This is a genomic window from Desulfosporosinus fructosivorans, from assembly GCF_004766045.1.
In the GTDB taxonomy this organism is placed as follows: Bacteria; Bacillota; Desulfitobacteriia; order Desulfitobacteriales; family Desulfitobacteriaceae; genus Desulfosporosinus; species Desulfosporosinus fructosivorans.
Map to the genome: position 1 here is coordinate 249,612 of NZ_SPQQ01000003.1, position 26,070 is coordinate 275,681.

Here is a 26,070-nt window from a genome sequence, read left to right on the forward strand (position 1 = left end):
GCTTTGATAGCGGTAGTAGGAATTCCGATAGATATTAGTCGCTTCGATGATCTAAGTACCATGATGAATATTAAACATGTTTTAATGGAAATTTTTTGCGTCCTATTCGGTGTGACGTCGAGCGTGTGCTTTTCGGCGGATAACTGGCACACGGTGAATCTGCAAGAAAAGAACTGGCTCGGAGCCAATTAAACTCTATAAGATGGCCAGAAACAAGAGAGCATGGAGTGGCAAGATAATCTTCTCAGTCTTTCGAAAGCCTCAAGGAGGTCATGCCTACTAAAAGGATAGAGATTACTAATTGGGATTACAGGAAAGTAGCAGATACCATCTATAATAATGAATACAGAGAATGCTCAAATACAATAGTGTGAACCTTTTTAAGGGGAGGAAATTATAGGCTTGAACCCCTCTTAAAACAGAACCGGCAAAGCCTTTCTTGGCAAGAAAATCAAACGGACAGTATATTGGGGTACGAGCGGACAGCGAGTCACCGATAGTTATTAGACAGTTTCAGTATGGTGGAACTGTTCGAAAGTGGGATATTATTGCACGGCGATGACATTCGCGGACAAATGGCTTAAATATCGTTTTAGATTTCGGTTTTTGGCAGAATGCTGACCGAGAAGAAGCAAATTTATACTATCAGCGGTAGGGTATTACTCAGCAGCAGAAGCTTATCAGACTAAAAGTATAAAAAAAGCAGCCGGTTAAGGCCGCTGAGTTAGTTTTGAATAAGCTTTTCTTTTAAACGTTCCTGCAATTCTTGAGAGAAATTGACCCCGGCTTCATCGCCTAAGACCTTGAGGTATTTCGGTACGGAAACGTTGATGCGCATGGTTGTCATATCATTTGCTTTGCGGTATTTATCGAAGTCGATATCTACCCATGTCACCAATTCATTGGATTGGCGCTCTGGCTCAATACTTGAAGGTTCTGGGATTTTTCTGCCATCATCTTGTTCGGTAATTCCCCAAAGCCCAATCGCATCACGGGCCATATAAATAGCCTCAGCGATATCTTTTCCTTGAGTGTTAATATCTAAATCAGAGACAGTTACGACGTAACCTGTCTGCGTAGGGGTGAGAACAATAGGGTATGCCTTAATCATTTTGTTCACTCCTTTGGTTGGCAACGAAGTTTATTTTAAACCCCGTCGCTTAATGATTTTCTTTGCCAGTATGTCATCAATTTCTGGTTGTCTTGAGATCGGTTCATTGTATGTGCCGTTATACTATACACAACAAGTGTGTATATATCAAGGCTAAATGCCATAAAAAATAAAATTCATAAAAATGTCTATATTACTATAATTCCCTACTTTTAACCGAATGTTTTATCTTTCGCATAAGAGCCAAAAAGGAATACTCGTTCGGCAATAACATATCTCCTGACAAGAAGCCACCGTTTATTCGGTGGTTTCCGGCTTTTCATCAGCAGAAGTGGGTAAAATAGTTAAAGAAACATCCTGCGTCTCAATATACTCATTTTCTCCGTCACGTTGCGCATCCTGCAGATCATTGATCGCAGTTGTGACTGCAGTAAAAAGTGCGAAATACATTTTTTTATAATTTGCCATGGTGACCACCTTTTGCTCCGTTATCGGAGCAATTATAGCATGGTTCCCCCCTATAATCAAGGTAAATGTGCTCCGAAATCAGAACAAAGAAAGGTATATTGTTATGGGACAAAATATCAAAGCAGATAAAAGTATTGGCGATAACATTCGTAAATGGAGAGGCACCAAGGGCATGACTCAAGAGGAGCTTTCGGCCCAATTGCAGATACATGGCTGCGATATTTCGCGGGGAACACTGGCAAAAATCGAGGCTGGTATCAGGCATATTTCTTCTGATGAGTTACATGCGATAAAGGCAGTATTAGAGATCACTTACGACGATTTTTTTACTAAATGAAACGAGATATTGAAGCAATTCCAGAGCGTAAGGTGAATTTACGATACACTATTTCTATTATTTCTTACGAAACTTAAGAGAATTGATTGACTATACTTTATGGAATGGCTTAAAGGAAACAATAGAGAGGGAGACAGAGCAGTTATCCGTTGTTTTAGGCAATAGATTACTGATACCGAATCGGGAGGGTGTAGTAATGACATATCGTGATCTTTTGTTATCTGCTAAAAAAGGAAAACTTATTGTTAAAAACGATGTGATTAGATTATTGAATGTGGATTACAACTCGGATGAATTCTATGAACTACTAGCAACTGCCAATTTCTTATCTCGAACGGAATACAATAACCAAGGCTTGGTTTTTGCTCAAATAGGTATCAATGCAGAGCCTTGTTCAGCTAATTGCAAATTCTGTTCAATGGGGCAAGCCCACTATTCCTTACCAGTTACAGGGAGGAGAAATATTAATGAGATACTATCGGAGCTAGATTTATTGATCGCTAATGGCATTAATGATTTCTTCTTAATGACCACTGCAGATTATCCTGTCGATGATTTTATGGACATAGCGAAAGTCATAAGAAAGAGATTGCCTGACAGTATTAGATTTGTTGCTAACATAGGTGATTTCGATTATGAAACAGCAAGAAGCCTTCAGGAAATAGGCTTTACAGGAGTTTATCATATTCATCGATTAAGAGAAGGTATCGACACGAGTATAAAACCGGAGACTAGACTAAATACTCTAAATGCAGTTCGTGATGCTGGTTTGGAATTATATTATTGTGTCGAGCCTATTGGACCTGAGCATTCCTATGATGAAATAGCGACAGAAATGATTAGAGCAAGAGATTATAATGTAAAAGTTATGGCAGTTATGCGACGAACACCCGTAAAAGGAACACCCCTATACGAAAAAGGACAAATATCTGCTATAGAATTAACTAAAATAGCCGCAGTGGCCAGACTTGTGACTCGTCCTCAGAGAGCAATGAATGCTCATGAGGTTACTCAAATGACTTTACTAGCGGGTATTAATCAGCTTTATGCAGAATATGGAGCTAATCCAAGAGATACAGAAGTTCAAACTGAAAAGAATAGGGGCTTCTCTGTAACGCAAGCCTGGAACATGCTGTGGGAAGCCGGTTATGATACGACTAAACAATAATCACCGATTAACCGGTCCTAAAAGGAGTCCCTGCTTAAACTGCAATAGAAGTTGCTCCAGAGCAGATTTTGCCTGGCGAAGAGATTATCATGGGGGTGCTTGAGTCAGGGGGGGAATTATGCGGATAGCAGTTATTGATGGACAGGGTGGGGGCATTGGTAAACACATAGTCGAGCAGTTGCGCAAAAAAATGCCAGAGTTGGATATACTTGCTCTGGGAACCAATGCCCTAGCAACCGGAGCTATGTTGCGGGCCGGGGCCACTGAGGGAGCTTCAGGGGATTCTGCGATTTTGTTATAATGTAGATCGGGTGGATCTAATTGTGGGTTCGGTTTCGGTAATGATGGTTTATGGTCTATTGGGAGAAATTACTCCCGCAGTGGCTACGGCAATATCGGTTAGTAAAGCGGACAAATTACTGCTGCCTATACAACGTGGAAATATTTTACTGGTTGGAATCCCTCGCACCCCTCTGCCTCACCAGATTGAGGCCCTGGTATATAGAAGTAGAAGAAAGGCTTAAGCATAATCATGAACAGAACACTTCCCCTCGATCTATCGGGAGTGGAAAAATCTAACATGATAAAAAGTATTATCAGTGCAGAAGGAGATTACAAGGATGTGATCACAGTAGAGAATATCGGCGAAATATATCAGCTTCACTGGGCAATCGGGAAGACGTAAGGAAGCGATGAACTTAAGCCAGGAGACCTGCTCGTTACGAATCAACACAGAGCCTACGGAAGATAGGGGAGGTGTCGTTTATGTCGGAAAATCAGCGTATTTTATCCGGCTAGCGGAGTCACTATATCCCTTTACAGGTGTTCTGTAGAGGTTTTTTTGTTTCTCTTGGAAGGAGGAGTGGTAGGTAAGACATCAAGACAAGAATAAGGAGATGGAAAAGCATAGGCAAGCGTTGCTTGATGCGCGAGGAAAAATTCTGGGGAAGTTAAATTCAGAGACTGAGCACCGTATTCAGTGGCTAATGAAGTTTATAGATATTGAAGACGAACTCGAAGAATTAGCCCATCGGCAAAGCCAATGGACTATCAAAGGGAAATTAACTTCATCAGGAGATTCCAGACGCAGAATTGATAAGTATTCAGGATAGGAAGCAGATTTAATTCCTGCACGGACCGCCGCTATGACGGAAGGTTTCTATGATTATCAGGATTTTAAGCCTCTTAACCAATTGGTTGAGAGGTTCATTTATGACATATCAAGTTTAGGTTTGATTATGCCCACGCCAGTAGAATCAGACGGACGGATCAGAAATATCATTAGGTCTTAAGTTGATAGTATTTCGATATGTCTTCAACTGGTTGAAAGCCAGCGACCAGTTATTTATTCAAAGGGTGCTAAACCAAAGTAAACCTGTCTCCGAACAAAGGGTAGGTTTATGGGGAAATCCCTAATTTATAAAAAGTATCTCTTGTAAATTGAATAAATCTATGATAAATATTAACAAGACCATTACATACAGGTAGGGGGTATAGGGGGGTATTGACGGGCGAAGATATTTCCCGCAGAACATGTTACATTAAGCATTCGCATAAATAGTTACTGAGCCCGGCGATGGTTTGACGACTCAACCGGGCTCTCACTAAGTTGCATTTCCGCGAGACATTCCACGAAATCTAGGCAATTTGTGTCCGGATTTTCCCCATCACAATCCCTTTTCTCAATCTCTTCGAAATTGAGAAAAGGATAAGTCTAAACATACCAACCAAGAAATAGGGGGAAGTTCTGTGGAAAATGTCTCAGTTCTATTTGCCTTTACGGCAGGGATGCTATCGTTTCTATCGCCGTGTGTATTTCCGTTAATTCCGGCTTATGTTGCCAATCTTACTGGGTCAACGCTTGGAAACAATAGAATAGAGGTTTCCAAAAGCTTGTTGTTGGCTCGTTCTTTAAGTTTTATTATGGGTTTTAGTTTAATCTTTGTGATGATGGGAGCATCGGCCAGCGTCTTGGGACAGATTTTTACCCATAACCGTGATATTGTCCAAAAAATTAGCGGACTTTTGATCATTGTCTTTGGTTTACAAATGGCTGGAATACTAAACCTGCGTTTCTTAATGATGGAAAAACACTGGGAAGCTAAACAAACTGAGGAGAAAAATGTTTGGCAATCCTTTATTCTAGGTATTTCATTTGGAGCTGGTTGGACACCCTGTGTGGGTTTGGCGCTTTCCTCAATTCTTCTGCTGGCTGGATCTTCAAATACTGTTTATAATGGGATGTTTTTGCTTTTCATTTATTCGCTGGGTTTAGGTATCCCGTTTCTGGGCATTTCCCTAATCATTACTTATTCTCTGCGTGTTGTGAGAAAAATCAATCGAAGTTTGGGCCTTCTCTCCCTAATTAACGGCTGGGTTCTCATTGGAATGGGCTTATTGTTATTTACAGGTCAGTTGCAGAAGATAAGCGCTTGGTTAGCTAGTTTTACATTTTTTGCGTATTAGAAAGGAAGACCAAGCATGAAAAAGTATTTAGCAATTGTTGTTTTGATAGGACTGGTGGCTTGGGGTTTGTATGATGTGGGAACAAAGTCTAATTCAGCCGAGCTGCCAACCAAAGCAGGTCAAGAGCAACAGTTGACAGTCGGTCTGGAAAAAGGGGATCTAGCGCCGGATTTCGAGTTAAAGAGCATCGATGGAACGACAATAAAACTTTCCAGTCTGCGAGGGGAAAAATTGATTCTCAATATGTGGGCAACCTGGTGTCCACCCTGCCGCCAGGAGATGCCGGATATGGAAAAGTTTTATATTGAGAATAAAAAGGATGGAATTGAAATCCTGGCTGTTAATCTGACTCAAGCGGAAAAGAGTCGAAATGATGTTCCAGAATTTATAAAAGCCTATGGTATTACCTTCCCTGTAATCATGGATGAAAAGGGAGATGTAGCCCGGCTTTACAAAGTATCCTCCATTCCTGCCACGTACATTATTGATACTCAGGGAGTGATTCGAGAGAAAATTGTTGGACCTATGACCTACGATTCGATGAATAAGATGTTGGGGACGATTAAATAACCCATATTGGTTGTAACTCATAATCTTGCCCTCGTTGAACGAATTTGCACCCGGATTGTGGATATCGGAGGTGCTTTGCCAAAAGCCTAGTGTAAATAAGTTACTAAAAAATATTTTATCTCTGCAGGAATTCTATGAATGTTGTAGAATTAGTATATTAATATGATATTGCAGGGCAAGACCATGAAGGTGTTTGCAAAAACCATGGAGGTTTGACTCGTTAGGGTCAACTTTGTGGTTTTTTTTATATGTGAAGAAAGGAGTAATACTTCATTAATAAACAATATCAGACATTAGAGAAATCTTCAGATTAAAGTTGATAAAGAATGGGATATGGACTTATAATATAATTGGAGGGATATTTGTTATGCATATGGCAGATGCCTTGATTTCACCGTTAGTGGGTGGAACCATGTGGGTGGCAACAGCGGGTGTTGCGGCCTATTCGATTAAGAAGATTCAAACCGAAATGGATGAAAAGAAAATTCCTTTAATGGGAGTTATGGGTGCGTTTATCTTTGCCTCTCAGATGATCAACTTCACGATACCGGCGACAGGTTCGAGTGGTCATATTGGAGGAGGCTTAATTCTAGCGATCTTACTAGGTCCTTATGCGGGCTTTTTGACTATGGCATCAGTACTCACGATCCAAGCTTTGTTTTTTGCAGATGGAGGGTTGCTGGCCCTAGGGAGTAATATCTTTAATATGGGATTTTTCTCATGCTTTATTGCCTATCCGTTAATTTATAAAGGACTTATGGCAAAAGGTTATTCGACGAGGCGGATATTGTTTGCCTCTGTACTTACGGCGATCATTGGCCTTCAGTTGGGTGCGTTCGGGGTCGTGCTAGAAACGCTCTTTTCCGGTAAGACCGAGTTGCCTTTTGGGACGTTTGTCTTATTAATGCAGCCGATTCACCTGGCAATCGGTGCAGTAGAAGGCCTTGTCACAGCAGCTATTGTAACTTATATTTGGAACCAGCGCCCAGAAATTATTGAAAAGGCAGCCTCTGGACAAGCGATTGGTAATGTCTCCATCAAAAAGGTTGTAGCGGGAATGGTCGCAATCGCAGTGATTACAGGGGGAGGATTATCGTGGTTTGCCTCTTCCAATCCAGATGGCTTGGAATGGGCTATGACTAAGACTGCTGGTACAGCTGAACTGGAAGCACCCGATGGCATACATCAGCAACTGTCTGAACTACAAAGCAAAACAGCCTTTCTACCTGATTATTCCTTTAAGGCACCCGTCAATGATACGGAACAAATTGCTGGAGAAGCCGAAGAGACTTGGCCTGCTGTCAGTGGAGGAACGAGTACATCCGGTCTAGTTGGCGGAGGTTTGACGCTTGCCCTAGCTGCCCTTGTGGGTGCGGGTATCAGTCTGCTAAAGCGAAGAAAGAATGGAGCAAGGGCTTAAGATTGGATTGTTGATATGTCAAATATAATGAACTCCTTGTATAATATGCGGATTCTTGATGATCTTGCCCGGCAGGAAACCGTGATTCACAGGCTACATCCTCTTATGAAATTATTAACCACAGTTAGTTATCTGACTGTGGTTGTTTCCTTTGGAAGATATGAAATCGGTGGTTTGTTGCCGTTTTTTCTATACCCGGTTATGATCTTTTCTTTGGCAGAAATTCCTCTTAAGCCGATATTTTTAAGAATTTTGCTTGTTTCACCGTTTATTATTGGTATAGGCATTCTAAACCCTTTCTTCGACCAGCAAGTTTATTTGCTGGGTGGCAGAGAAATATCAAGAGGGTGGGTGACCTTTCTTGCCATCTTGATCAAGAGCGGATTAACGGTCACTGCGGCCCTTCTCCTTATTGCCACGACAGGGATGGACCGTTTAGCCGGGGCATTGAGGATGTTGAAAATTCCTCGTGTATTCGTACTGCAGTTACTCTTAACATACCGCTATATATCGGTCTTGATGGAGGAAGTTGCTCGGAGTTTAAGGGCGTATTCACTGCGGGCTCCCAATCAAAAGGGCGTCCACAGGAGTGCTTGGGGATCACTGGCCGGACAGCTAATACTGCGGACGTTTGATAGAGCACAGCGTATTTATGAAGCAATGTGTTTAAGAGGATTTACAGGAGAGTACCATACTGGAGGCTTTGGAAGTATAAGAGTCTGGGATTTGGCTTATTTGACAGGATGGGTGGTATTTTTTGCTGTGGCGAGGATTTACAATATTCCTATGGTTTTAGGTTCATTGATAACGGGAGTGATAAGATGAGTCATCATAAACTTGAGGTTAAGGATCTGCATTATAGTTATCCTGATGAACATAAAGCGGTCAAAGGGATGTCCTTTTGTATTCATCATGGAGAATCAGTGGGAATCATAGGAGCAAACGGAGCAGGGAAATCGACGCTACTAATGTTGCTCATGGGGGTTCTTTTTCCCAGCCAGGGTGATGTTTGTGTGGGAGACGTTCGTGTTACCAAAAAGACTCTTCCCATGATTCGCCAAAGGTTGGGTATGGTTTTTCAAGACCCAGACGACCAGTTATTCATGACGACAGTTTATGATGATGTCGCCTTTGGTCCTCGTAATTATAAACTAGACGAGAAAGAAGTGGAAAAACGCGTTCTTCACTCCTTGGAGATGGTAGGAATTCTTCATTTGAAAGACCGTGCACCCTTTAAGCTGTCTGGAGGAGAAAAACGTGCTGCGGCTATTGCCTCTGTGCTTTCCATGCAGCCAGACGTACTTGTGATGGATGAACCCACGGCTGCACTCGACCCCAAATCTAGACGGAGGGTCATGGCGCTACTGAAGAGCTTTGAACATACGAAAATTATTACAAGTCATGATTTGGATATGATTTTCGAGTCCTGTGAAAGGACTATTGTGATAAAAAACGGAGAAATCGCAGCTGATGGGCTGACTTCAGAGATTCTTATCAATGCAGACTTAATGGATGAGTGTGGGCTCGAGGTGCCGTTAGCTCTGCAAAACTGTCCGGTCTGTGGGCTGAAAAAGACAGAACCCAAAGTCCCTTCGAGTTAATGAGGAGACTTTGTTGGCCAAAAACATGCATGTATCACTGTGTCGATTAACACTTACGCTAGATTAACACTAGTATAGCGGCATAAAATTGTATTTAATTTTCGTATGGAACGACCCCTTTTATGGGGTCGTTTTAAATATGTCACAGTGGACTGGCTTGCTTGATGATCCTGTTGACTTAACCCCCGCTGGATTAGGTACTTAATTAAAAGATAATGAGGGTTGTGACAATGATAATTCATAATAAAGTATACAAAATATTTGCTGTGAGAAGGTATTCGACCTGATGACCTAGAAATACAAAGAAACAAATATTTAGAATGTTTTCAATAATACCACTAAAGTGACAAATTCCGAATTAACACTCGCTCACGCAGGTAATTAGATAAGCTGAAAGGAGCCATCAAGGTGAAATTGTATGAGTACATGGCCAAAGAGATTTTTAGGAATAACGGGATCCCAGTTCCCAAGGGACAAGTGTTTAACAGTGCTGAAGGAGTAGGGGATTTTGTCGCCCAAATTGGTCCTGTGGCCATTAAATCCCAAGTTCTCTCTGGGGGGCGAGGTAAGGCTGGTGGAATCAAGTTCGCGTCGGATCCTCAAGAGGCGACTGAAAAGGCAGAGGAACTCTTGGCAACAGAGATTAAGGGACTAAAGGTTGATATAATCCTTGTCGAGCAAAAACTAACCATTGAAAGGGAACTCTATTTGGCGATTACCTATGATGGGGCGCGCCGTAAACCGTTGTTGATTGCTTCGGCAGCTGGGGGCGTTGAAATTGAACAAGTCGCTGAGGATTTACTGATTAAACGGCTGATCGATATTAATATCGGTTTACAACCTTATGCCGCTCGAGAGATTACACGACAGCTTGGCCTGACAGGTAAGATTGCCCAAGAGGTTGCCTCTATTATGGTAAAACTTTATCAACTTTTCCGGAAGTACGATGCCGAACTGATCGAGATCAACCCTCTGGTCGTTGTGGATTCTCAGATTCTGGCAGCAGATGGCAAAATGACGGTTGACGATGACGCTGCTTTTCGGTTTGGTGAAGATGTTCTTCATGTCGAAGAAAAAACCGCCGTGGAGCAAAGAGCTGCTGAACTTGGAATTTCCTATGTCGAACTGGATGGGGAGATCGGAGTGATGGCCAATGGAGCCGGTATTACAATGGCGACCCTCGACTTAATTCACGAATTTGGTTCAAGTCCTCGTAATTTCATGGATGCGGGCGGTGGTTCGAGCATGCAAGCGACAGCTAGTGCTCTGGAAATTTTACTTTCCACCCAGCCGAAAGCCCTCCTAATCAATATTTTCGGAGGAATTACTCGTTGCGATGAGGTAGCCAAGGCTATTATTCAAGTTAAAGAATCCATAGATATAAAAATCCCGATGGTCATCCGTCTGGTGGGCACCAATGAAGAAACCGGAATAGCCCTTCTACGCGAACATGGGATTGAATCGTATCGAAACATTGACGAGGCAGTTAAAAAAGTTGTCGCCTTCGTTAAAACGAAGGGAGCATAGGAAGCATGACTATTATGATTAATGAGACGACGAAGATTTTAGTACAAGGCATTACCGGGAAACAGGGGCAGTTTCATACTACTCAAATGCTGGCCAGTGGTAGCAAGGTAATTGGCGGAATTTCTCCTGGCAAGGGAGGGCAAGAAGTCCACGGTGTCCCTATTTATGAAACTGTGGAGCAAGCTATGGCGGTTGAACGAGCCGAGGCTTCTGTGATCTTTGTACCTGCAAAACAAGTCAAAGATTGTGCTTTCGAGGCTATCGATGGTGGAATCAAAATTCTCGTGATTATTACCGAGCATGTGCCGTTACATGATGCCATGGAAATTATGGCCTTTGCAGAAAGGAAACAAGTACAAGTCGTTGGGCCAAACACCTTCGGCTTGATTTCACCGGGCAAATGTAAGATAGGAATTATGCCGAACAGCATTTTTATCCCTGGCTCAGTAGGAGTTGTAGCACGGAGTGGGACTCTCAGTTATGAAATTGTCTCCCAGTTAACCAATGCTGGGATTGGTCAGTCGACGGTAGTTGGGTTAGGGGGAGACCGAGTCGTCGGTTTATCTTTTATTGATGTGTTGGCTCAATTCGAAGCAGATCCGGAAATAAAAGCGGTTGTTTTGGTGGGAGAAATCGGCGGTAATGCCGAAGAAGAAGCATCTATTTTCATTAAAACGATGAGCAAACCGGTGATTGCTTTCTTAGCTGGCAAGAGCGCTCCTCCTGGCAAGAGAATGGGTCATGCTGGAGCCATTATTGAACGTGGCAAAGGAACCTATGACAGCAAAGTCGTCGCCTTAAAGGCCGCAGGAGCTTATGTAGCCTCACTTCCTTGGGAAGTGAGTGATCTCGTTAAAAAAGCGTTGGCTGAGAAAAGCAACGCATAAGGAGATGGTTAAGTTTTGGTATTAGCGATTCAGACTGCAACTGTTTTGGTTAGTCAAGATTGGTGTAAAAAGTGTGGAATATGTATAGCCTTTTGTCCCAAAAAAGTATTGGAAAGCGACGAATTTGGGAGGGTTGTGGTTGCTAAGCCAGACCAGTGCATAGCCTGCAAGATCTGTGAGCGGCTTTGCCCTGACTTTGCTATCAATATTGAGGTGACGAAAGATGAATAAAGCTCGCTTAATGCAAGGCAATGAAGCTGTAGCCGAAGGGGCTCTGGCGGCTGGGGTTCGTTTTTACGCAGGATATCCGATCACCCCTTCGACAGAAATCGCAGAAATAATGGCTGAGAGACTGCCCTTGATCGGGGGGACCTTTATCCAAATGGAAGACGAAATAGGGAGTATGGCAGCGATCATCGGAGCCTCATTGACTGGGCTTAAAAGTTTAACGGCTACGAGTGGTCCTGGATTTTCCCTAAAACAGGAGAATTTGGGGTATGCCATTGCTACTGAAGTTCCCTGTGTTGTGGTCAATGTACAAAGAGGAGGACCCAGCACGGGACTACCAACGGCTCCCGCTCAAGCGGACGTTATGCAAGCTCGCTGGGGCACTCATGGCGATCATCCGATCATAGCTTTAACGCCATCCTCTGTGCAGGAATGTTATGAACTTGCCGTAATAGCCTTTAATATGGCCGAAGAGTTTCGAATTCCTGTCATCTTGTTGATGGATGAAGTGATTGGACATTTACGGGAAAAAGTTGTCTTACCTGAAGTATTAAGCATTGTTGACCGGAAAAAGCCGAATGTACCGCCAAGTGAATATATTGCTTATGAAAACAATGAAAGCATGATTCCTGCCATGGCGAACTTTGGCGACGGTTACCGCTACCATGTGACCGGATTAACTCATAATGAAAAGGGTTTGCCAACTGGGAACCCGGAAATAACTAAAAAGTTTATGCAGCGTTTGACTCAGAAGCTCAATCCATATTTAGATCGGATCCAATTAGTCGAAGAGGTAGAGATTGACGATGCGGAACTGATCGTGGTAGCCTATGGCTGTATCGCCCGTTCGGCCTTGGAGGCGATTCATATTGCCCGCAGTGAAGGTCTGAAAGTTGGACTCTTTCGGCCCATCACGATTTGGCCCTTTCCTCAAAAACAGCTAGAGAAATATGAGGGCCGGAAGTACTTAGTCGCAGAGATGAACAGTGGTCAATTAGTCGGGGAAATCGAACGCCTCTTTGGTTACAAAGCTGTTGAGCGTCTGAACCGGATTGACGGGGAATTAATTACTCCCAAGGAAGTTCTGGACAGAATTCGGGAGGTTATATAAGATGTTTAGTGACATTGCTCAGTATTACCGAACCGAGACCTTACCTCATATCTGGTGCCCAGGGTGTGGCATCGGAACGATTGCAGCAGCTATCGTCAGGGCCATCAAAACTCTTCAGCTTGACCAAAATAAAGTGATCTTCGTGTCCGGGATTGGCTGTTCCTCTCGTCTGCCTGGCTACTTAGATTTTAATACAATTCATACAACCCATGGAAGAGCGTTACCGTTCGCCACGGGCATCAAAGCGGCCCGACCAGAGTTGGATGTCTTTGTGATCATGGGAGATGGAGATTCGACGGCGATTGGTGGCAATCATTTAATTCATGCCGCCAGGCGCAATATTGATCTAACAGCCATAGTAATAAATAATAGCATTTACGGAATGACAGGTGGTCAGACTTCACCCTTAACCCCTCATGACAAACGGGGAACGACCTCTCCTTTTGGCAATTTGGAGAGACCCTTTCAAATTCTAGAATTGGTTAAGGCAGCAGGTGGGACGTATGGAGCTAGAGCTACGGCTTACCATAATCAACTCCTCACGACATTAGTGATGGATGCCTATAACAATCCAGGTTTTTCGCTTGTGGAAGCCATTTCTCAGTGCCCTGTTTCCTATGGACGGCGCAACAAATTTAAAACTCCAGCAGATATGCTGCTCTGGCAAAAGGAGCACGCTTTCAAAGAAAGGCAACGGGCAGTTGGTGAGGAAGATTTTCAGATTGGCGAGATATTTAGGTCACAAGCACCGGAGTATACGCAAGAATACGAATTGCTAAGACAGAGATTAAAGGGGGGCAGTATTAATGGCTAAGCAAGAGTTTTTGTTAACCGGAACGGGCGGACAAGGGCTGATTTTAGCTGCAATTATGTTGGCTGAGGCGGGAATTAATGCGGGCCAAAATGTTGCCCAAAGTCAAAGCTATGGTCCTGAGGCCAGGGGAGGCGCCAGTCGGGCTGAAGTTATCCTCGGCAATGAAGCGATTTATTACCCGAAGGTTGAAAAACCAGATTTTGTTTTAACCCTCAGTCAAGAAGCCTATAAAAAGTACGGCTTGCATCTCACGGAAGAGGCCATCTTGATCGTGGATAATTCCCAGGTGACGGAAGTCAAGCCGCGCGGTAAGAATTTGTATTCATTGCCGATCACCAAAACTGCCCGCACTCAATTTGGGTCCGAACAAAGTGCTAATGTCGTGGCATTGGGCGTTGTGGCTTCGATGAGTCGTAGCATCCCTTGGGAGAATGTTATGCTGGCAGTCCAGCAACGGGCTCCAAGAGGTACGGCGGAACGAAACATCAAAGCTCTGGAATTAGGGTGGCAAATGGGCAGGGACGCTGAGGCTAAACTAGAAACTAGACGTTGTCAAAACGAGGTGATGAGCAGTGGCGGAATTAATGAATTGGGACTGGAGCAAGAATGATTTATCCAGTTTAACGGAAAGCCTAGCGGCCGTTTTATTAGAGGAGTGGGGCGGGCCCAGAAGTCCTCTGGCACTTAAATATATAAATGAAACGATCATACCAGATCTCGTTTATTGTTTCTGCAATAATACGGACTTACTGACAAATTCCACCTTTGCGGAGATTATCCAATGGAAATTAAAAAACCAGTTTGCCAACCCTTCCGCTGTCGTCGTGGATTTAGCCAAAGACTTACTAAAACCTGCGCAAAGGATTATCAATCGTCCGCAAATTACGGATCCAAAGGAACCTTGGCGTCGAATTTTTCGCCTTTGGATCGGTGAAGAATCCTTACCCAATATCGCAGAAAAGACTGGCTATCCTTTGGATTATCTGGATTTGTTGGTCCTAAGATTAAAAAAACTCAAAGCTTTCACGGCTAATACTAGGGCCAGCCTCTTAGAATGCCAGCAGAATACAGAGTTGAGGGAATTTGGCTTCGAACAGTTAAGTTTCCTCTACCAATTCCAAACTTCGGTAGCTGGAGAACCCTTATATAAGGAACGATTAATCTTGGAGCAGGTGATTTGGGACTTAGGGATGCCTTTGCTGGTACCAGATCTGGTGAATCTGCTTGAACTAATTCATACTCATGAAGGAGAGTTGGATGAGAACTCTTTAAGTTCCTCCATGAGTGAGGTTGCTGGAATATGGGGATCTGGAATTGGGGCCTCTGTTGGCGACCGACGTGGCAATCTGTTTTCGTGTGTCATAGATGGCTTGATTTCACTCCATTATATCCAAAAAAACAAAGCCGGAAAATTAACGCTAAGTGAAAAAAGCGCTCAAACTATAGCGGGTTATTTACTCCCAAAACTTGGGGAACAGTTGAAGAGGGCTATAGCCATTCATGATTCTGAATTGGCTAGTAGAATTCTACTGAGTCAAAATGAGGCCGTTTTACTTCATCTAATTGATTGGACTTTACGTGAGCTGAACCAGGAGCCGACGTTTGAAGCACTGAGTGGTATCTATAAAAAGGTTAGCAGACGGGTGGATCTATACTTACTAAAGGTGTTCGCCAACTTTCCCATAGCCTTTGATCTTCTTATGAAATGCTTGAGTGACAATGACAGCTTAGTCCGAGCTAGAGCATGCGAATCCTTAGGTCAAATAGGAAATAAGGCTGCTGTTTTCTCTTTAATCCAATTGCTGCGAGATCCAGTCGTTGGGGTAAAGGAAATGGCTGCCCAAGCACTTGGAGAAATGGCAGCTGTCCCAGCAGTCAAAGAATTAGTAAGAGTTGCCGAGGATTATGGAGAGTCAATCAATGTAAGAGAGCGAGCCCGGGGAGCGGTTCGTAAGATTGAAAGTCTAAATTTAGACAAGGTCAAATTAACGGAAAGTCCCTGATTCATCTTCATCACAAGGTATTGAAGATCTCTGTTTTAAAATAAGGGGTTCTATTAAAACAACCACGACTTGATTACAAATTGTGGTTGTTTTTTTAATAGTGAAGAACGAATCAGGTTTAGCATATCTTGCGTTTTCTTATACCATGAGGTGTGATAAGATTATTCTTAATAAGGAACGAAGGGGTAATAGAAATAAAAACAATTTTTGAAGGTCTGTGAGGAACTTGAATCAAGATAACTGACGAAAGAGAGAGGGTATCCAATGCCTACTAAAAGTGAAGTAGAACATATATTGGAGAACCGGGATTGGACGCAACTTAACATATGGGCTCAAAAAAATAGGAATGTCTACCGGCAATTGATGGCGCGAATATATGTTAAAGATGGGCTTGTTTTCTGGCGAGCAGTCGAGGCTTTGGGGGTTTTCGCACATCAAGTTGAGCAGGAAGATCCAAAGTATGCTCTCGAACTCGTGCGACGTTACTTCTGGATGCTTAACGAGGAATCAGGGGGGACAGCTTGGAATGCATCTGAGGCCATTGGAAGCTTAGTGGCTCATAGTCCAAAGACGTGTGGTCATTTTAATTGGATGCTTTCCGGGTTACTAGACGATGAAAGCTTAAACGAGGGTGCACTGTGGGGTCTAGCACAACTCGCCCAGGTTGATCCTCATTTAGTAGATCCACTCGAAGAGCGAATAAGACCTTTCTTGGAGTCTGAGGGGCCATTAGCTCGAGGGCTAGCAGCGTTAATCTATGCGCTGATGAGGGTTACCCCAAATGGCCTTGAACTTTACCGAGCTAGAGGGCTTAATTGGAGTGTTCCCAAAGATCTCGATACCCGTTTAAAGGACGACCAGACGCTCGTAGAAATTTATCAAGATGGTCAATTAACTAATTATCGCGTTCAGGAACTTTGGAGCGCCCAAACCGTTGCTTTTTGGACGGAACGGATGACTATCAAGGACCTTGAGGTTGAGTTAACAGTTGCTTCTACTTCAACTGGATTATGCTGGCTAGGACTTGGACCTTCTCTGGAGGAAGAAAAGACCTTGCGAACATGGTCGGCACGCTGGTTAGCAAAATCCTTTGTCATACGGAAGCGTGAGCCGAATAGTGAAGCAATTGATCAACTACAAGAGTACCTTGCTGAACAACGCCAGGAATTCACAATCCCTCTTCATCAGATCGGAACCCCTTTTCAACGCCAAGTCTGGGGAGAACTTTTGCGTATTCCCTACGGAGAGACACGAAGCTATGGGGAGATAGCCACAAAGGTCAACAATCTCAAAGGGCAGAGAGCAGTGGGTATGGCTAACCATAGGAATCCAATTGGAGTGATGGTGCCCTGTCATCGAGTGATCGGTAAAAATGGGAATCTGACGGGATATGCTGGAGGTTTGGACATTAAGCAAAGGCTTCTCGAATTGGAAGGTGCTATTTTGCCTTTAATTAGTGAAACGACTAAGAAAAAGAAGTCAAAGGAGGAAATCATGGACAAAGCACTTTTTATAGGGGTCGAACATATCGGGATTAAGGCCTTAGATCTTGAGAAGGCCATTCAGTTTTACACCAAGACTCTTGGCTTTAAATTTCTTTATAGGATTAAGCCTGGAGAAGTAGAACTAGTTTTTCTAGAATTAGGGGGTACGGTCGTGGAACTGGTCGAAGTGATCGATGGTCGTCGCTTTGAGGATGGGGTTGTCAATCACTTGGCTATCCGTGTCTCAGATATCTTCAAAGCCATCGAGCATTTAAAAGTTCAACAGGTAGAGCTGACCTCTTCTGAGCCAATGGCTTTAGGTGAAGGGCGGTACAACTTCTTCTTCCGTGGCCCGAGCGGGGAAAAACTTGAACTGTATCAGGTGTAGCGGAGAAGGTCCGTATAGTAATGTTTGTCAAAGACAGCAGGTCCTCCTCCAGTGTGCCAAAAAACAATGGCTTCAGGACATTTACGAGGTTCATGTTGAAGAAGGTGTTTGACAGCCGCAACTCCTTTAGCGGTATAAACAGGATCAAAGAGGATTCCATCGGTTCGGAAGCACTCAATTAAAGCCTCGGAAGATTCCTGAGTAGGTAGACCGTAGCCTGGGCCGATAAACTGGTCGGCGATTTCAAAGGGTGCTAGGGGACAAGGGGTGTGGAGTAAACTTAAAATATCGATTGCCAATGTTTCTACTTGAGGACGTAATTGATCTGCACTCTGCCAGACACTGACTCCTACTATTCGAAGAGGCTGTGGGAGGAAGGCGTTCGCGGCGACTAATCCGGCGAGAGTACCCGCACTTCCGACAGAACAGGCGAGAGTACGTGGAACCCATCCTTGCTCTTCAGCTTGTTTGAGGAGTTCAAAAAAGGCCAGAAAATATCCCATTGATCCGAGCGCATTGGAGCCGCCCAGAGGGATTGTGTAGGGATGATATCCTTGAGATTTTCTTGCGTTAGAGATGCGTGTAACAGCCTTATCCAGGGGCTCCTCGCCACAGGCCACGATTTCCGCCCCGGCTAATCGGTCAAGAAGTAGGTTGCCATTCCATTCAGTAGGGATTTCGCCTGGTATCACGAGCACACAGGGAAGCTTTAACATCGCGGAAACGACAGCAGTAAGGCGGGCGTGGTTAGATTGAGATGCACCAGAGGTAATAATGAGATCCGCCCTTTGACTGAGTGCTTCAGCCATGAGAAACTCTAGTTTGCGGAGTTTGTTTCCCCCCAAGCCGTAAGGGGTCAGGTCGTCTCGTTTCCAATATAATGAATCATCGTTCCAAGCGAGGCGACTCTTTTGTATGGGTGTAGGCCCTCCCATCAAGGGGATTCGCGGGGGAAAGGGCAAACTTTCCAATAATGCAGTGAACATATTGTACCTCCAATGTTAAGCGTATTAGGAACCACAGAGGGTATATCAAGCGAAATTGTGTCAATGATAATCATTCTATTTGTAATTGTAAAACCCCTTCTATAGTTATAATCAACAGTCAAAAAGATTTACATTAGCTTCAAATGAAGAATAGTGCAAACAGAAAGAGCAACCTCTTCCTAAGCTGGAAGAGGTTGCTTGCGTTCGCGGAACGTGGGGTGAAATAGTGCTTTTATTGTTGGGTTTCGTGATTCATTTTCGCTGAAAACCCTTTGATACTTTCTTCGCGTCGTTCATTTTGAGATTCGATCTGTCGCTTCTTGCCATCGGTAATCTCATCTGTATGCACGTCTAGATAATTCTCTGCTTCATGCAGGTTAGCTACAGTGTTGTCGATATGTTTTTGCAGATGTGCAACATTATCCGCTCGATTATCCGGCTTAGACAAAGTAATCCCTCCTATCCAATCATTGCTTCGTTTTTATAATGACCTAAACTGGATAATGCTATGCGAGTTAAAGCTTTTCTCTTGATATATTTGAGGATAATATGAATAGATAATACGCTAAGATTGGGATTGGGATTGGGATTGGGATTGGGATTAGGATCGCAGTAGTATAGCCAGTCCATTAAAACAGTGATTGCCGTTGAATAAAGCATCAAATGGTAAAGGGGTGATTGGGATAGAAGTTGGCCTTTTACAGCAAATTTTGATATTCTAGATAAAGTTAGAGCTGCTGATAATTAGTATAAGAATGGAATTAAATTATGCAAAAGAAGCGATATCATACATTTAATGAACAGTTGCGTCAAAAGTTCGGAGGGAAAATATTTAAAGTTTCTTTGGACGCTGGATTTACATGCCCAAATCGAGATGGGACACTGGGCACGGGCGGGTGTGTCTACTGTAGCGAACGGGGTTCAGGGGATTTCGCGGGAGATCAGGGGGCATCCATCTCAGATCAGTTTGTTGAAGTAAAGGAACGGATGAAGAAAAAATGGCCCAATGCACAGTATATCGCTTATTTTCAAGCGTATACCAATACCTACGCTACGGTTGAACGATTGCGTGAGGTGTATGAAGAGGCCTTAGAAGAGGAAAACGTTGTAGGATTATCCATCTCAACAAGACCAGATTGCCTGCCAGAAGATGTGCTTGATTATCTTGAGGAACTGAACCGGAGAACCTATTTATGGGTAGAATTAGGGTTGCAAAGTAGCCATGATCGAACCATGGAATGGATTGGTAGAGGGCATAACTATGCCCAATTTCTCAGGGGTCTTGAGCAGTTACACACCAGAGGAATACAGGTTTGTGCTCATATAATCCTAGGCCTACCTGGAGAAACGAAAGCGGAAATGATGGCAACCGCGCATCTGGTTGCCAAACTGCCATTAGAGGGGATTAAAATTCACCTACTGCATGTATTGCGGGGAACCCCATTGGCAACAACTTTTCAGCATCAGCCATTTGAGCTTATGACGAAAGAGGAGTATGTTTCACTTGTTGTTGATATTATAGAGATCCTACCGCCGTCAATAGTTATTCATCGTTTAACCGGTGATGGCCCACCGGATGATCTCATTGGACCTTTATGGAGTCGTAAAAAATGGGAGGTGCTTAACTCTATCGATGCTGAGTTAAAACGACGAGACTCTTGGCAAGGAAAAAAGAAAATATAAAGAAAACTTGGCTAGCGCAAGCCTTTAAGCGCAGGCGGTCGCCTTAATGCGCTTATGCTTCCAGAAAGACAACTGAATGACTAACATGAAAAAATAGCGACCTCGAGAGGTCGCTTAACGGAGGAGAGTATGAGATTATAGTTATGGCCTCAAATTAGGCCTTGAGGCCAAGGTTGGGTAATTGTAATTTTGAGAATTGTTCGTAGTTTTAGGGGTAGGTGGGGTTAGTTTAATACCAGGAGCCAAGTTCAAATACCGTTTCAAATCTGAATTCGCATCCATAATCCGTTGGGTTATTTGGTCGTTATTTAAACGTTCTGTCATGCCAAACAGCTCCTTTCGAATTGGGTTACTAATTAGTTAAGGTGTTTCATACTGGACGTATTTTCCTTCCCAAGTACGCAAAACTGCTTTATTTTCAACAAGGGATACCAAGTATTGAGGAGAAATGGGCGTCTTGCCTCCGCCTTTAGGGGCATTAATAATATAAGTCGGCACAGCAAGTCCTGATGTATGTCCTCGTAACTGTTCAATAATTGCAATTCCGTCTTGGATTCTGGGAACGAAATGACGTGTTCCCTTGACGTTTTTAGCATGAAAGATATAATATGGGCGAACCCTGATTTTTAGTAATTCCTGATTGAGCTTTTTCATAACTTGGGACTGGTTATTGATCCCTTTGAGTAAAACAGCCTGATTTCCTAAGACCACTCCGGCTGCAACGAGTTTGTCAGCCGCTTTTCTAGCGTCTTTTGTGACTTCTTTCGGATGGTTAAATTGGGTATTAATATAGAGCGGCGGGTATTTTGCCAGAATCGTGCATAATTCATCCGTAATGCGCATGGGTAGCGTAACTGGAGCCCGTGTCCCAAGGCGCTTGATTTCTACATGGGGGATGGCATGGAGTTCTCCGAGAAGCCAATCTAAGGTTAGATCATTTAGAAGGAGGGCATCTCCACCAGTCACTAAGACATCTCGAATTTCGGGATTTGCTCGAATGTAGTCAAGTGCTGCTTTAAGCTGGATTATTGGAGAGTGGGTATCTGTTTCCCCTATATTACGTCTGCGCTGACAATGTCGGCAGTACATAGCACACATATTGGTGACGTTGATGATTAGGCGATCGGGGTAACGTCGTGTGATGCTGGGAGCGGGGGATGTAATTTCTTCTCCCATCGGATCATCTTCACCAAAGTCGTCGAAAAGTTCTGCTTCAGTGGGTAATCCCTGTAGACGTATAGGATCGAAGGGATCGGTCTCATCCATCAAACTTAGATAATACGGAGAGACAGCCCAACGAAAGGTTTTTCCGACACGTTCAATTTCTAAACGTTGTAGGTCTGTTAAGGGTAGTAGTGATGCCAGGACCTGGGAATCCGATATTCTATGCGTCATTTGCCAATGCCAATTGTCCCAGTCTTCAAGTGTGGCACCGAAATAGCTTAGTAGCTTTGAACGCCGGGATTCGTACATTTCCGAACAGGAGGTTCCCGTTGGAATGATAGTCGCTTGCTCTAGATAAGGGATAACCATTTGTTTGAGTTCTTCGGCTCGATGCAGTGCGTATTGACGAGAGATTTCTGGGCGATTTTGTAATTGAACCGACATTTGTATCCCTCCTAGTGTTTAGTTTGAGCACTTTTTTAGTTCAGATGAGGGGGGACAATATATAAATTTATATAACATTATTCCTACTAACAACCTAATAATATCAAATGAGTTGTTACCTGTCAAGAGGATGATGTCACATGGGGTTGGCTATGCTATAATAGGAAAGAACACGGTATTATAGTTTCGTTATTCAGATTACATACAACATACTACGAACTACATAAGGGTGAGGGGTTGAACATAATGGAGCAAGCACGCTATCAGGAAATTGCCATTGACATAGCTCATGCGATCATGATGGGGGAATACCGTGAAGGGGTAAAGATTCACGGCCGTTCTACCCTAGCAGGGCGTTATAATGTTTCACCGGAAACCATACGCAGGGCTATTGCAATATTACAAAATGTCGGTGTAGTTATGGTTAATCAAGGGGTTGGAATTACTGTAACCTCTAAAGCTATGGCAGAAAAATTTGTTAAATCGTTTAATCAAAAAGGAGAAATCCAGGTCTTTCTAGAAGATTTAAAAAGTCTAATGGATATAAGGCGTGAGAATGATCTGAAAATTGAGAGCCATCTTAATAAACTGCAGGGATATGCAGACCGCATAATGTCTCGTTGGCTGGATGTTGGGGAAATCGTAATTGGAAGGACTTCTCCTGCAATTGGAAAAACCTTAAAGGAATTAAAAGTTCGGGAGCGTACGGGAACCACCATTGTAGCAGTGGTTCGGGATGGCTTTGAACAGTTTTCCCCGGAAGCCGGTTTTATTCTACGTGAACAAGATGTTTTACTGGCGGCAGGATCCCCAGAGGGGCAAGAAATGTTGCAACAATTAATTCTGTGATTTGGAGTTATGCAAAATGTATCCTGGAACTGATATTATTGAAATAGAACGAGTGGTGCTTGCGTTTAAACGACAACCTAAGTTGTATGAACGTCTTTTCACGACTCGTGAGCAAGAAAATTTAATAAACAAAGGTATCCAGAGTTATGCAGCTCGTTTCGCTGGAAAAGAGGCAGTTCTTAAAACATTAGGAACGGGTCTGCGAGGCCTATCTTGGCATGATATAGAAATATTAAGTGACTCAAGTGGAGAACCTAAGGTCTATTTAAGCTCTAGAGCCATGGATTTGGTATTGGCTCGCGGCGGCTCCAAAGTTCGAGTCAGTTTATCCCATAATCGAACGCAGGCAATGGCCTTTGCGATTTTAAGCTAATTGGATGAATGCAAATGAATTAAACGTTCACCAAAGCTTCAAAGGAGTGATTCTTAGGAATTGGCTAATAGATTGGGAAAAAGACAAGGGGACGGTTCTCTTGTCTTCATCTGTTAAAGCATAGTTTTACGATGGAGAAACGGATTTATTAGACAGAAGAACCGTCCCCTTGTCTACGACGGAGAAACGGATTGGAAGACAGAGGAACCGTCCCCCTGTCTAAAAGATAAAGAGAAACGGGGTGGGGAAAGTGCGTGTGGTCAATGCGGAACAGATGCGACAGATCGAGGAAAGGGCCATTCATCATTATGGTATTCCAAGTCTGCTCCTGATGGAAAATGCGGCTTGGGCAGTTGTCGAAGAAATACGACGGTGTCTCCCCCAAGGGCAGGTGGATTTTAGCGGACGAAAAGCAGTGATCTTAGTGGGGAAAGGTAACAATGGCGGAGATGGCTTGGCTGTTGCTCGACATTTAGTTCTTCAAGGCATGGACGTGACGGTTTTTCTGTTTGCTGAATTGAAGGAATTAAAAGGAGATGCAGCTTTAAATTTATGCCTATTTCAGGGCACAACGGGAAAATGTTTTGTCATTGAAGGTGAAAAACAACGTCGTTTAACACGTTTAGCTTTGGCACAAGCAGACGTTGTTGTGGACGCACTATTTGGGATTGGGATGCGTGGTGCGTTGCCTAGTTTAGTGGAGGAGTATGTGGATCAAGTGAATCGTGCGCCGGGATGGGTGGTTGCTATTGACATTCCGAGTGGGGTGGATGCCAATACTGGTAAGGTTTATCGTACTGCAATTCGGGCCCAAACTACGGTGACCTTTGGGCTTCCGAAATGGGGTCTTTTTCTCGGCGAAGGGCCAGAGTATAGTGGAAGGGTTGTTGTGGATCCTATTTCTATCCCTGCTTCCTATCTTGAGGATGAAGGAATTTCTGCGTTTGTCTTAACGGATGACGATGTGCGGAAAATGCTTCCCATCCGCACGTTAAAAGGACATAAAGGAACTCATGGCAAAGGGATTCTGGTGGCTGGGTCTAAAGGAATGAGCGGAGCGGCTGTTTTGGCTGGAAGGGGTGCTTTGCGAAGCGGGATTGGCCTTTTGCAAATTGTTACTCCCCAAGGAATTGCGCAGGAAGTGGATACAGCAATCACAGAGGCCACTATTTGGTCCGCTCCAGGGGATGATTTCTTGAACGAAGAAGCTTGGTCTGTGATCTTAAAACAATCTGAGAAGGCCCAAGCCTTTGCAGTTGGTCCTGGCTTAGGCCAAAATCTAGAGTTTACTTTAGTATTAGGGGATATCTTGAGTAGCCTAAGTTGCCCGGTGGTTTTAGACGCAGATGCCCTCAATCAGCTTGCAATAGAACCAGATTTACTAGGCTTAAGAAATGGCCAAGGTCCGCTAATTCTTACCCCCCATCCAGGTGAAATGGCTCGGCTTTGCGAGTGTAGCGTCGAAGACGTTGAGAGCAATCGACTTGATCTGGCAGTGGCGAAAGCGGTGGAATGGGAAGCAGTGGTTGTTTTAAAAGGGTCTGTGACCATTATTGCTTCACCAGACGGTCGTGCCTTTTTCAACCCTACTGGTAATCCGGGACTTGGAACAGGGGGGACAGGAGACGTGCTTACAGGCAGCATTCTAGCTTGGTTGGCACAAGGGGTTGCACCTCTCGAGGCGGCGTGCCTTGGCGTATACCTGCATGGGAAATCTGCGGATCTCTTAGCGGGTGAGTATGGCTGGTCTGGATTCACTGCATCGGAAGTTGCGGATAAGCTCCCTAAAGTGCGGCGAGAGTTAGAGCTTAAGTCAAATACGGGGAAAGAGGGGATGAGTTTATGGGGTTGCGACAGGTTTGGGCTGAAGTAAATCTTCAAACACTGAAAGAAAACTATTTCAAACTTCAAGCGTATACCAAAAGTGAAATGATGCCAATTGTTAAGGCTGATGCTTACGGGCATGGAGTGATCCCTGTTGTAAAAACGTTAATGGCGTGTGGTGCAAAGCGCTTTGGTGTTGCTCTAATGCAAGAAGCACTAGAGATTAGAGCGGTGTTTCCAGAGCTTACGGTCATGGTCATCGGAGCTACCGAGCTGGATCAGTCGGATACTTTAGTCAAAGAAGAGATTATCCCTTCTGTTTTTCAATTGTCTCAGGCTCAAGCTCTCTCCGAGGCGGCCGTGAAACAAAGTAAAGCAGCGAGAATACATATAAAAATTGATACTGGAATGAACCGAATCGGATTTAGGGAGAGAGATTTCGCTGATATCATGAAAATCGGATCTTTACCTAATTTATTTATTGAAGGCATTTTCACTCATTTTGCTACGTCAGATCAAAGAGATCTCTCGTTTGTCCGGGAGCAGCTCGACCGTTTTCAAACCTTCTACAACAAACTCAAGGAGGCTGGGTTGACTATTCCAATTCGTCATGCGGCTAACAGTGCGGCGATTCTCCAGTTCCCGGAATCCCATTTTGAGTTGGTTCGTGCAGGAATTAGTCTTTATGGACTGACACCTTCTTCTCAGGTTGGCGGGACTGTTGGTTTGGAACCAGTCATGTCTTGGAAGGCGAAAGTGTCTCATGTCAAAGGAATCAAAACAGGTGAAGCAGTAAGTTATGGTCGCACATTCCAGGCAGCATACCCTACGCGTGTTGCAACTATTCCTGTCGGGTATGCAGATGGACTCCGCAGAGCACTTTCCAATAAGGGCGAAATGCTAATTCATGGAAGACGTTCCATAATGATTGGGCGAATCTGTATGGATCAAACCATGCTTGAAGTGACCAAGATACCAGGGGTACAAGTAGGCGATGTCGTAACTATTTTGGGGAAAGATGGTTATGATCAAATTACTGCGACAGAAATGGCAGAGTGGATCGACACCATCAGCTATGAAGTGGTTTGTGGAATTTCCAAACGTGTTCCGCGAGTATATGTTGATCTAACGGAAGAATAGCTAATATTACCTTCACTTAGTTAT

General features: G+C 43.8%; 28 protein-coding genes and 2 pseudogenes. 24 read left to right on the forward strand and 6 right to left on the reverse strand.

The features are described 5' to 3' along the window. Window positions 1-3: 3 nt before the first annotated feature. The gene (locus E4K67_RS09330) at window positions 4-192 is read left to right on the forward strand and encodes a hypothetical protein (protein ID WP_135546146.1); all 189 of its coding nucleotides are present in this window, start codon (window positions 4-6) and stop codon (window positions 190-192) included. A 532-nt stretch (window positions 193-724) separates the two neighbouring features. Here E4K67_RS09330 and E4K67_RS09335 read toward each other — a convergent pair. Together E4K67_RS09335 and E4K67_RS30095 are read right to left on the reverse strand one after the other, a co-directional pair. Further along, window positions 725-1,111, reverse strand: a complete 387-nt coding sequence (locus E4K67_RS09335) for a type II toxin-antitoxin system HicB family antitoxin (protein ID WP_135546147.1) — start codon at window positions 1,109-1,111, stop codon at window positions 725-727. Window positions 1,112-1,408: 297 nt separating this feature from the next. Beyond that, on the reverse strand, window positions 1,409-1,579 hold the full coding sequence (locus E4K67_RS30095) for a hypothetical protein (RefSeq protein WP_199242503.1): 171 nt from the start codon (window positions 1,577-1,579) through the stop codon (window positions 1,409-1,411). A gap of 103 nt (window positions 1,580-1,682) precedes the next feature. On the opposite strand from E4K67_RS30095, the gene E4K67_RS09345 reads away from it, so the two are divergent. The 18 genes and pseudogenes from E4K67_RS09345 to E4K67_RS09430 all read left to right on the forward strand — a co-directional run bounded on the left by E4K67_RS09345 (window position 1,683) and on the right by E4K67_RS09430 (window position 17,583). Further along, the gene (locus E4K67_RS09345) at window positions 1,683-1,916 is read left to right on the forward strand and encodes a helix-turn-helix domain-containing protein (protein WP_135546148.1); all 234 of its coding nucleotides are present in this window, start codon (window positions 1,683-1,685) and stop codon (window positions 1,914-1,916) included. Between the two features lie 196 nt (window positions 1,917-2,112). Then, window positions 2,113-3,084, forward strand: a complete 972-nt coding sequence (locus tag E4K67_RS09350) for a biotin synthase BioB (protein ID WP_135546149.1) — start codon at window positions 2,113-2,115, stop codon at window positions 3,082-3,084. Window positions 3,085-3,202: 118 nt separating this feature from the next. Further along, window positions 3,203-3,663 (forward strand): annotated as a pseudogene (locus E4K67_RS09355) (DUF3842 family protein). A gap of 317 nt (window positions 3,664-3,980) precedes the next feature. Beyond that, on the forward strand, window positions 3,981-4,196 hold the full coding sequence (locus E4K67_RS09360) for a hypothetical protein (RefSeq protein WP_135546150.1): 216 nt from the start codon (window positions 3,981-3,983) through the stop codon (window positions 4,194-4,196). Between the two features lie 637 nt (window positions 4,197-4,833). Further along, entirely contained in the window at window positions 4,834-5,550 is a 717-nt protein-coding gene (locus E4K67_RS09365; protein WP_135546151.1) for a cytochrome c biogenesis CcdA family protein, read from the forward strand. A gap of 15 nt (window positions 5,551-5,565) precedes the next feature. Continuing rightward, entirely contained in the window at window positions 5,566-6,120 is a 555-nt protein-coding gene (locus E4K67_RS09370) for a TlpA disulfide reductase family protein (protein WP_135546152.1), read from the forward strand. 367 nt (window positions 6,121-6,487) lie between these two features. Next, entirely contained in the window at window positions 6,488-7,540 is a 1,053-nt protein-coding gene (locus E4K67_RS09375) for an energy-coupling factor ABC transporter permease (protein ID WP_135546153.1), read from the forward strand. A gap of 15 nt (window positions 7,541-7,555) precedes the next feature. Next, a complete protein-coding gene (gene cbiQ / locus E4K67_RS09380; RefSeq protein WP_135546154.1) occupies window positions 7,556-8,365 on the forward strand; it encodes a cobalt ECF transporter T component CbiQ in 810 nt (269 codons plus the stop codon). Then, complete coding sequence (locus E4K67_RS09385) at window positions 8,362-9,141, forward strand: energy-coupling factor ABC transporter ATP-binding protein (protein WP_135546155.1); 780 nt, start codon at window positions 8,362-8,364, stop codon at window positions 9,139-9,141. The genes cbiQ and E4K67_RS09385 overlap by 4 nt, the downstream gene beginning before the upstream one ends. Before the next feature lie 408 nt (window positions 9,142-9,549). Continuing rightward, window positions 9,550-10,668 (forward strand): ADP-forming succinate--CoA ligase subunit beta, encoded by a 1,119-nt coding sequence (sucC, locus tag E4K67_RS09390; protein ID WP_135546156.1) that lies wholly within the window; start codon window positions 9,550-9,552, stop codon window positions 10,666-10,668. A gap of 5 nt (window positions 10,669-10,673) precedes the next feature. Beyond that, window positions 10,674-11,555, forward strand: coding sequence for a succinate--CoA ligase subunit alpha (gene sucD, locus E4K67_RS09395; RefSeq protein WP_135546157.1), 882 nt, complete (start codon window positions 10,674-10,676; stop codon window positions 11,553-11,555). Window positions 11,556-11,570: 15 nt separating this feature from the next. Then, the gene (locus tag E4K67_RS09400; protein WP_075366122.1) at window positions 11,571-11,786 is read left to right on the forward strand and encodes a 4Fe-4S dicluster domain-containing protein; all 216 of its coding nucleotides are present in this window, start codon (window positions 11,571-11,573) and stop codon (window positions 11,784-11,786) included. Continuing rightward, entirely contained in the window at window positions 11,779-12,894 is a 1,116-nt protein-coding gene (locus tag E4K67_RS09405) for a 2-oxoacid:acceptor oxidoreductase subunit alpha (RefSeq protein WP_135546158.1), read from the forward strand. The genes E4K67_RS09400 and E4K67_RS09405 overlap by 8 nt, the downstream gene beginning before the upstream one ends. A gap of 1 nt (window position 12,895) precedes the next feature. Continuing rightward, window positions 12,896-13,708 carry a 2-oxoacid:ferredoxin oxidoreductase subunit beta gene (locus E4K67_RS09410; RefSeq protein ID WP_135546159.1) on the forward strand — a complete coding sequence of 271 codons (813 nt, stop codon included), beginning with the start codon at window positions 12,896-12,898 and terminating at the stop codon, window positions 13,706-13,708. Continuing rightward, window positions 13,701-14,318, forward strand: a complete 618-nt coding sequence (locus tag E4K67_RS09415) for a 2-oxoacid:acceptor oxidoreductase family protein (RefSeq protein WP_135546160.1) — start codon at window positions 13,701-13,703, stop codon at window positions 14,316-14,318. The genes E4K67_RS09410 and E4K67_RS09415 overlap by 8 nt, the downstream gene beginning before the upstream one ends. Beyond that, window positions 14,281-15,711 carry a HEAT repeat domain-containing protein gene (locus tag E4K67_RS09420; protein WP_135546161.1) on the forward strand — a complete coding sequence of 477 codons (1,431 nt, stop codon included), beginning with the start codon at window positions 14,281-14,283 and terminating at the stop codon, window positions 15,709-15,711. The genes E4K67_RS09415 and E4K67_RS09420 overlap by 38 nt, the downstream gene beginning before the upstream one ends. A gap of 264 nt (window positions 15,712-15,975) precedes the next feature. Beyond that, window positions 15,976-17,139, forward strand: a pseudogene (locus tag E4K67_RS09425) (DVU0298 family protein); the annotation flags it as partial. A gap of 66 nt (window positions 17,140-17,205) precedes the next feature. Then, complete coding sequence (locus tag E4K67_RS09430; protein WP_420841536.1) at window positions 17,206-17,583, forward strand: VOC family protein; 378 nt, start codon at window positions 17,206-17,208, stop codon at window positions 17,581-17,583. Here E4K67_RS09430 and E4K67_RS09435 read toward each other — a convergent pair. Together E4K67_RS09435 and E4K67_RS09440 are read right to left on the reverse strand one after the other, a co-directional pair. Further along, a complete protein-coding gene (locus tag E4K67_RS09435) occupies window positions 17,574-18,569 on the reverse strand; it encodes a D-cysteine desulfhydrase family protein (RefSeq protein WP_135546162.1) in 996 nt (331 codons plus the stop codon). The genes E4K67_RS09430 and E4K67_RS09435 overlap by 10 nt on opposite strands. 232 nt (window positions 18,570-18,801) lie before the next feature. Then, entirely contained in the window at window positions 18,802-19,017 is a 216-nt protein-coding gene (locus E4K67_RS09440) for a small acid-soluble spore protein Tlp (RefSeq protein WP_135546163.1), read from the reverse strand. A gap of 320 nt (window positions 19,018-19,337) precedes the next feature. Here E4K67_RS09440 and mnmL point away from each other — a divergent pair, with 320 nt between their 5' ends. Next, window positions 19,338-20,252 carry a tRNA modification radical SAM protein MnmL/YtqA gene (gene mnmL, locus E4K67_RS09445; RefSeq protein WP_135546164.1) on the forward strand — a complete coding sequence of 305 codons (915 nt, stop codon included), beginning with the start codon at window positions 19,338-19,340 and terminating at the stop codon, window positions 20,250-20,252. Window positions 20,253-20,393: 141 nt separating this feature from the next. Here the strand turns inward: mnmL and E4K67_RS09450 are convergent, their stop codons facing one another. Together E4K67_RS09450 and eam are read right to left on the reverse strand one after the other, a co-directional pair. After that, entirely contained in the window at window positions 20,394-20,576 is a 183-nt protein-coding gene (locus E4K67_RS09450) for a hypothetical protein (protein ID WP_135546165.1), read from the reverse strand. A 36-nt stretch (window positions 20,577-20,612) separates the two neighbouring features. After that, window positions 20,613-21,860 (reverse strand): glutamate 2,3-aminomutase, encoded by a 1,248-nt coding sequence (eam, locus tag E4K67_RS09455; protein ID WP_135546166.1) that lies wholly within the window; start codon window positions 21,858-21,860, stop codon window positions 20,613-20,615. 246 nt (window positions 21,861-22,106) lie between these two features. Between eam and E4K67_RS09460 the strand changes: the two genes are divergently transcribed. The 4 genes from E4K67_RS09460 (at window position 22,107) to alr (ending at window position 26,046) form a co-directional block, all read left to right on the forward strand. After that, window positions 22,107-22,709 (forward strand): GntR family transcriptional regulator, encoded by a 603-nt coding sequence (locus E4K67_RS09460; protein WP_135546167.1) that lies wholly within the window; start codon window positions 22,107-22,109, stop codon window positions 22,707-22,709. Window positions 22,710-22,725: 16 nt separating this feature from the next. Next, on the forward strand, window positions 22,726-23,082 hold the full coding sequence (acpS, locus tag E4K67_RS09465) for a holo-ACP synthase (protein ID WP_135546168.1): 357 nt from the start codon (window positions 22,726-22,728) through the stop codon (window positions 23,080-23,082). A 250-nt stretch (window positions 23,083-23,332) separates the two neighbouring features. After that, the gene (locus E4K67_RS09470) at window positions 23,333-24,955 is read left to right on the forward strand and encodes an NAD(P)H-hydrate dehydratase (RefSeq protein ID WP_135546891.1); all 1,623 of its coding nucleotides are present in this window, start codon (window positions 23,333-23,335) and stop codon (window positions 24,953-24,955) included. After that, complete coding sequence (gene alr, locus E4K67_RS09475) at window positions 24,925-26,046, forward strand: alanine racemase (RefSeq protein WP_135546169.1); 1,122 nt, start codon at window positions 24,925-24,927, stop codon at window positions 26,044-26,046. The genes E4K67_RS09470 and alr overlap by 31 nt, the downstream gene beginning before the upstream one ends. The last annotated feature ends 24 nt before the right edge of the window (window positions 26,047-26,070 follow it).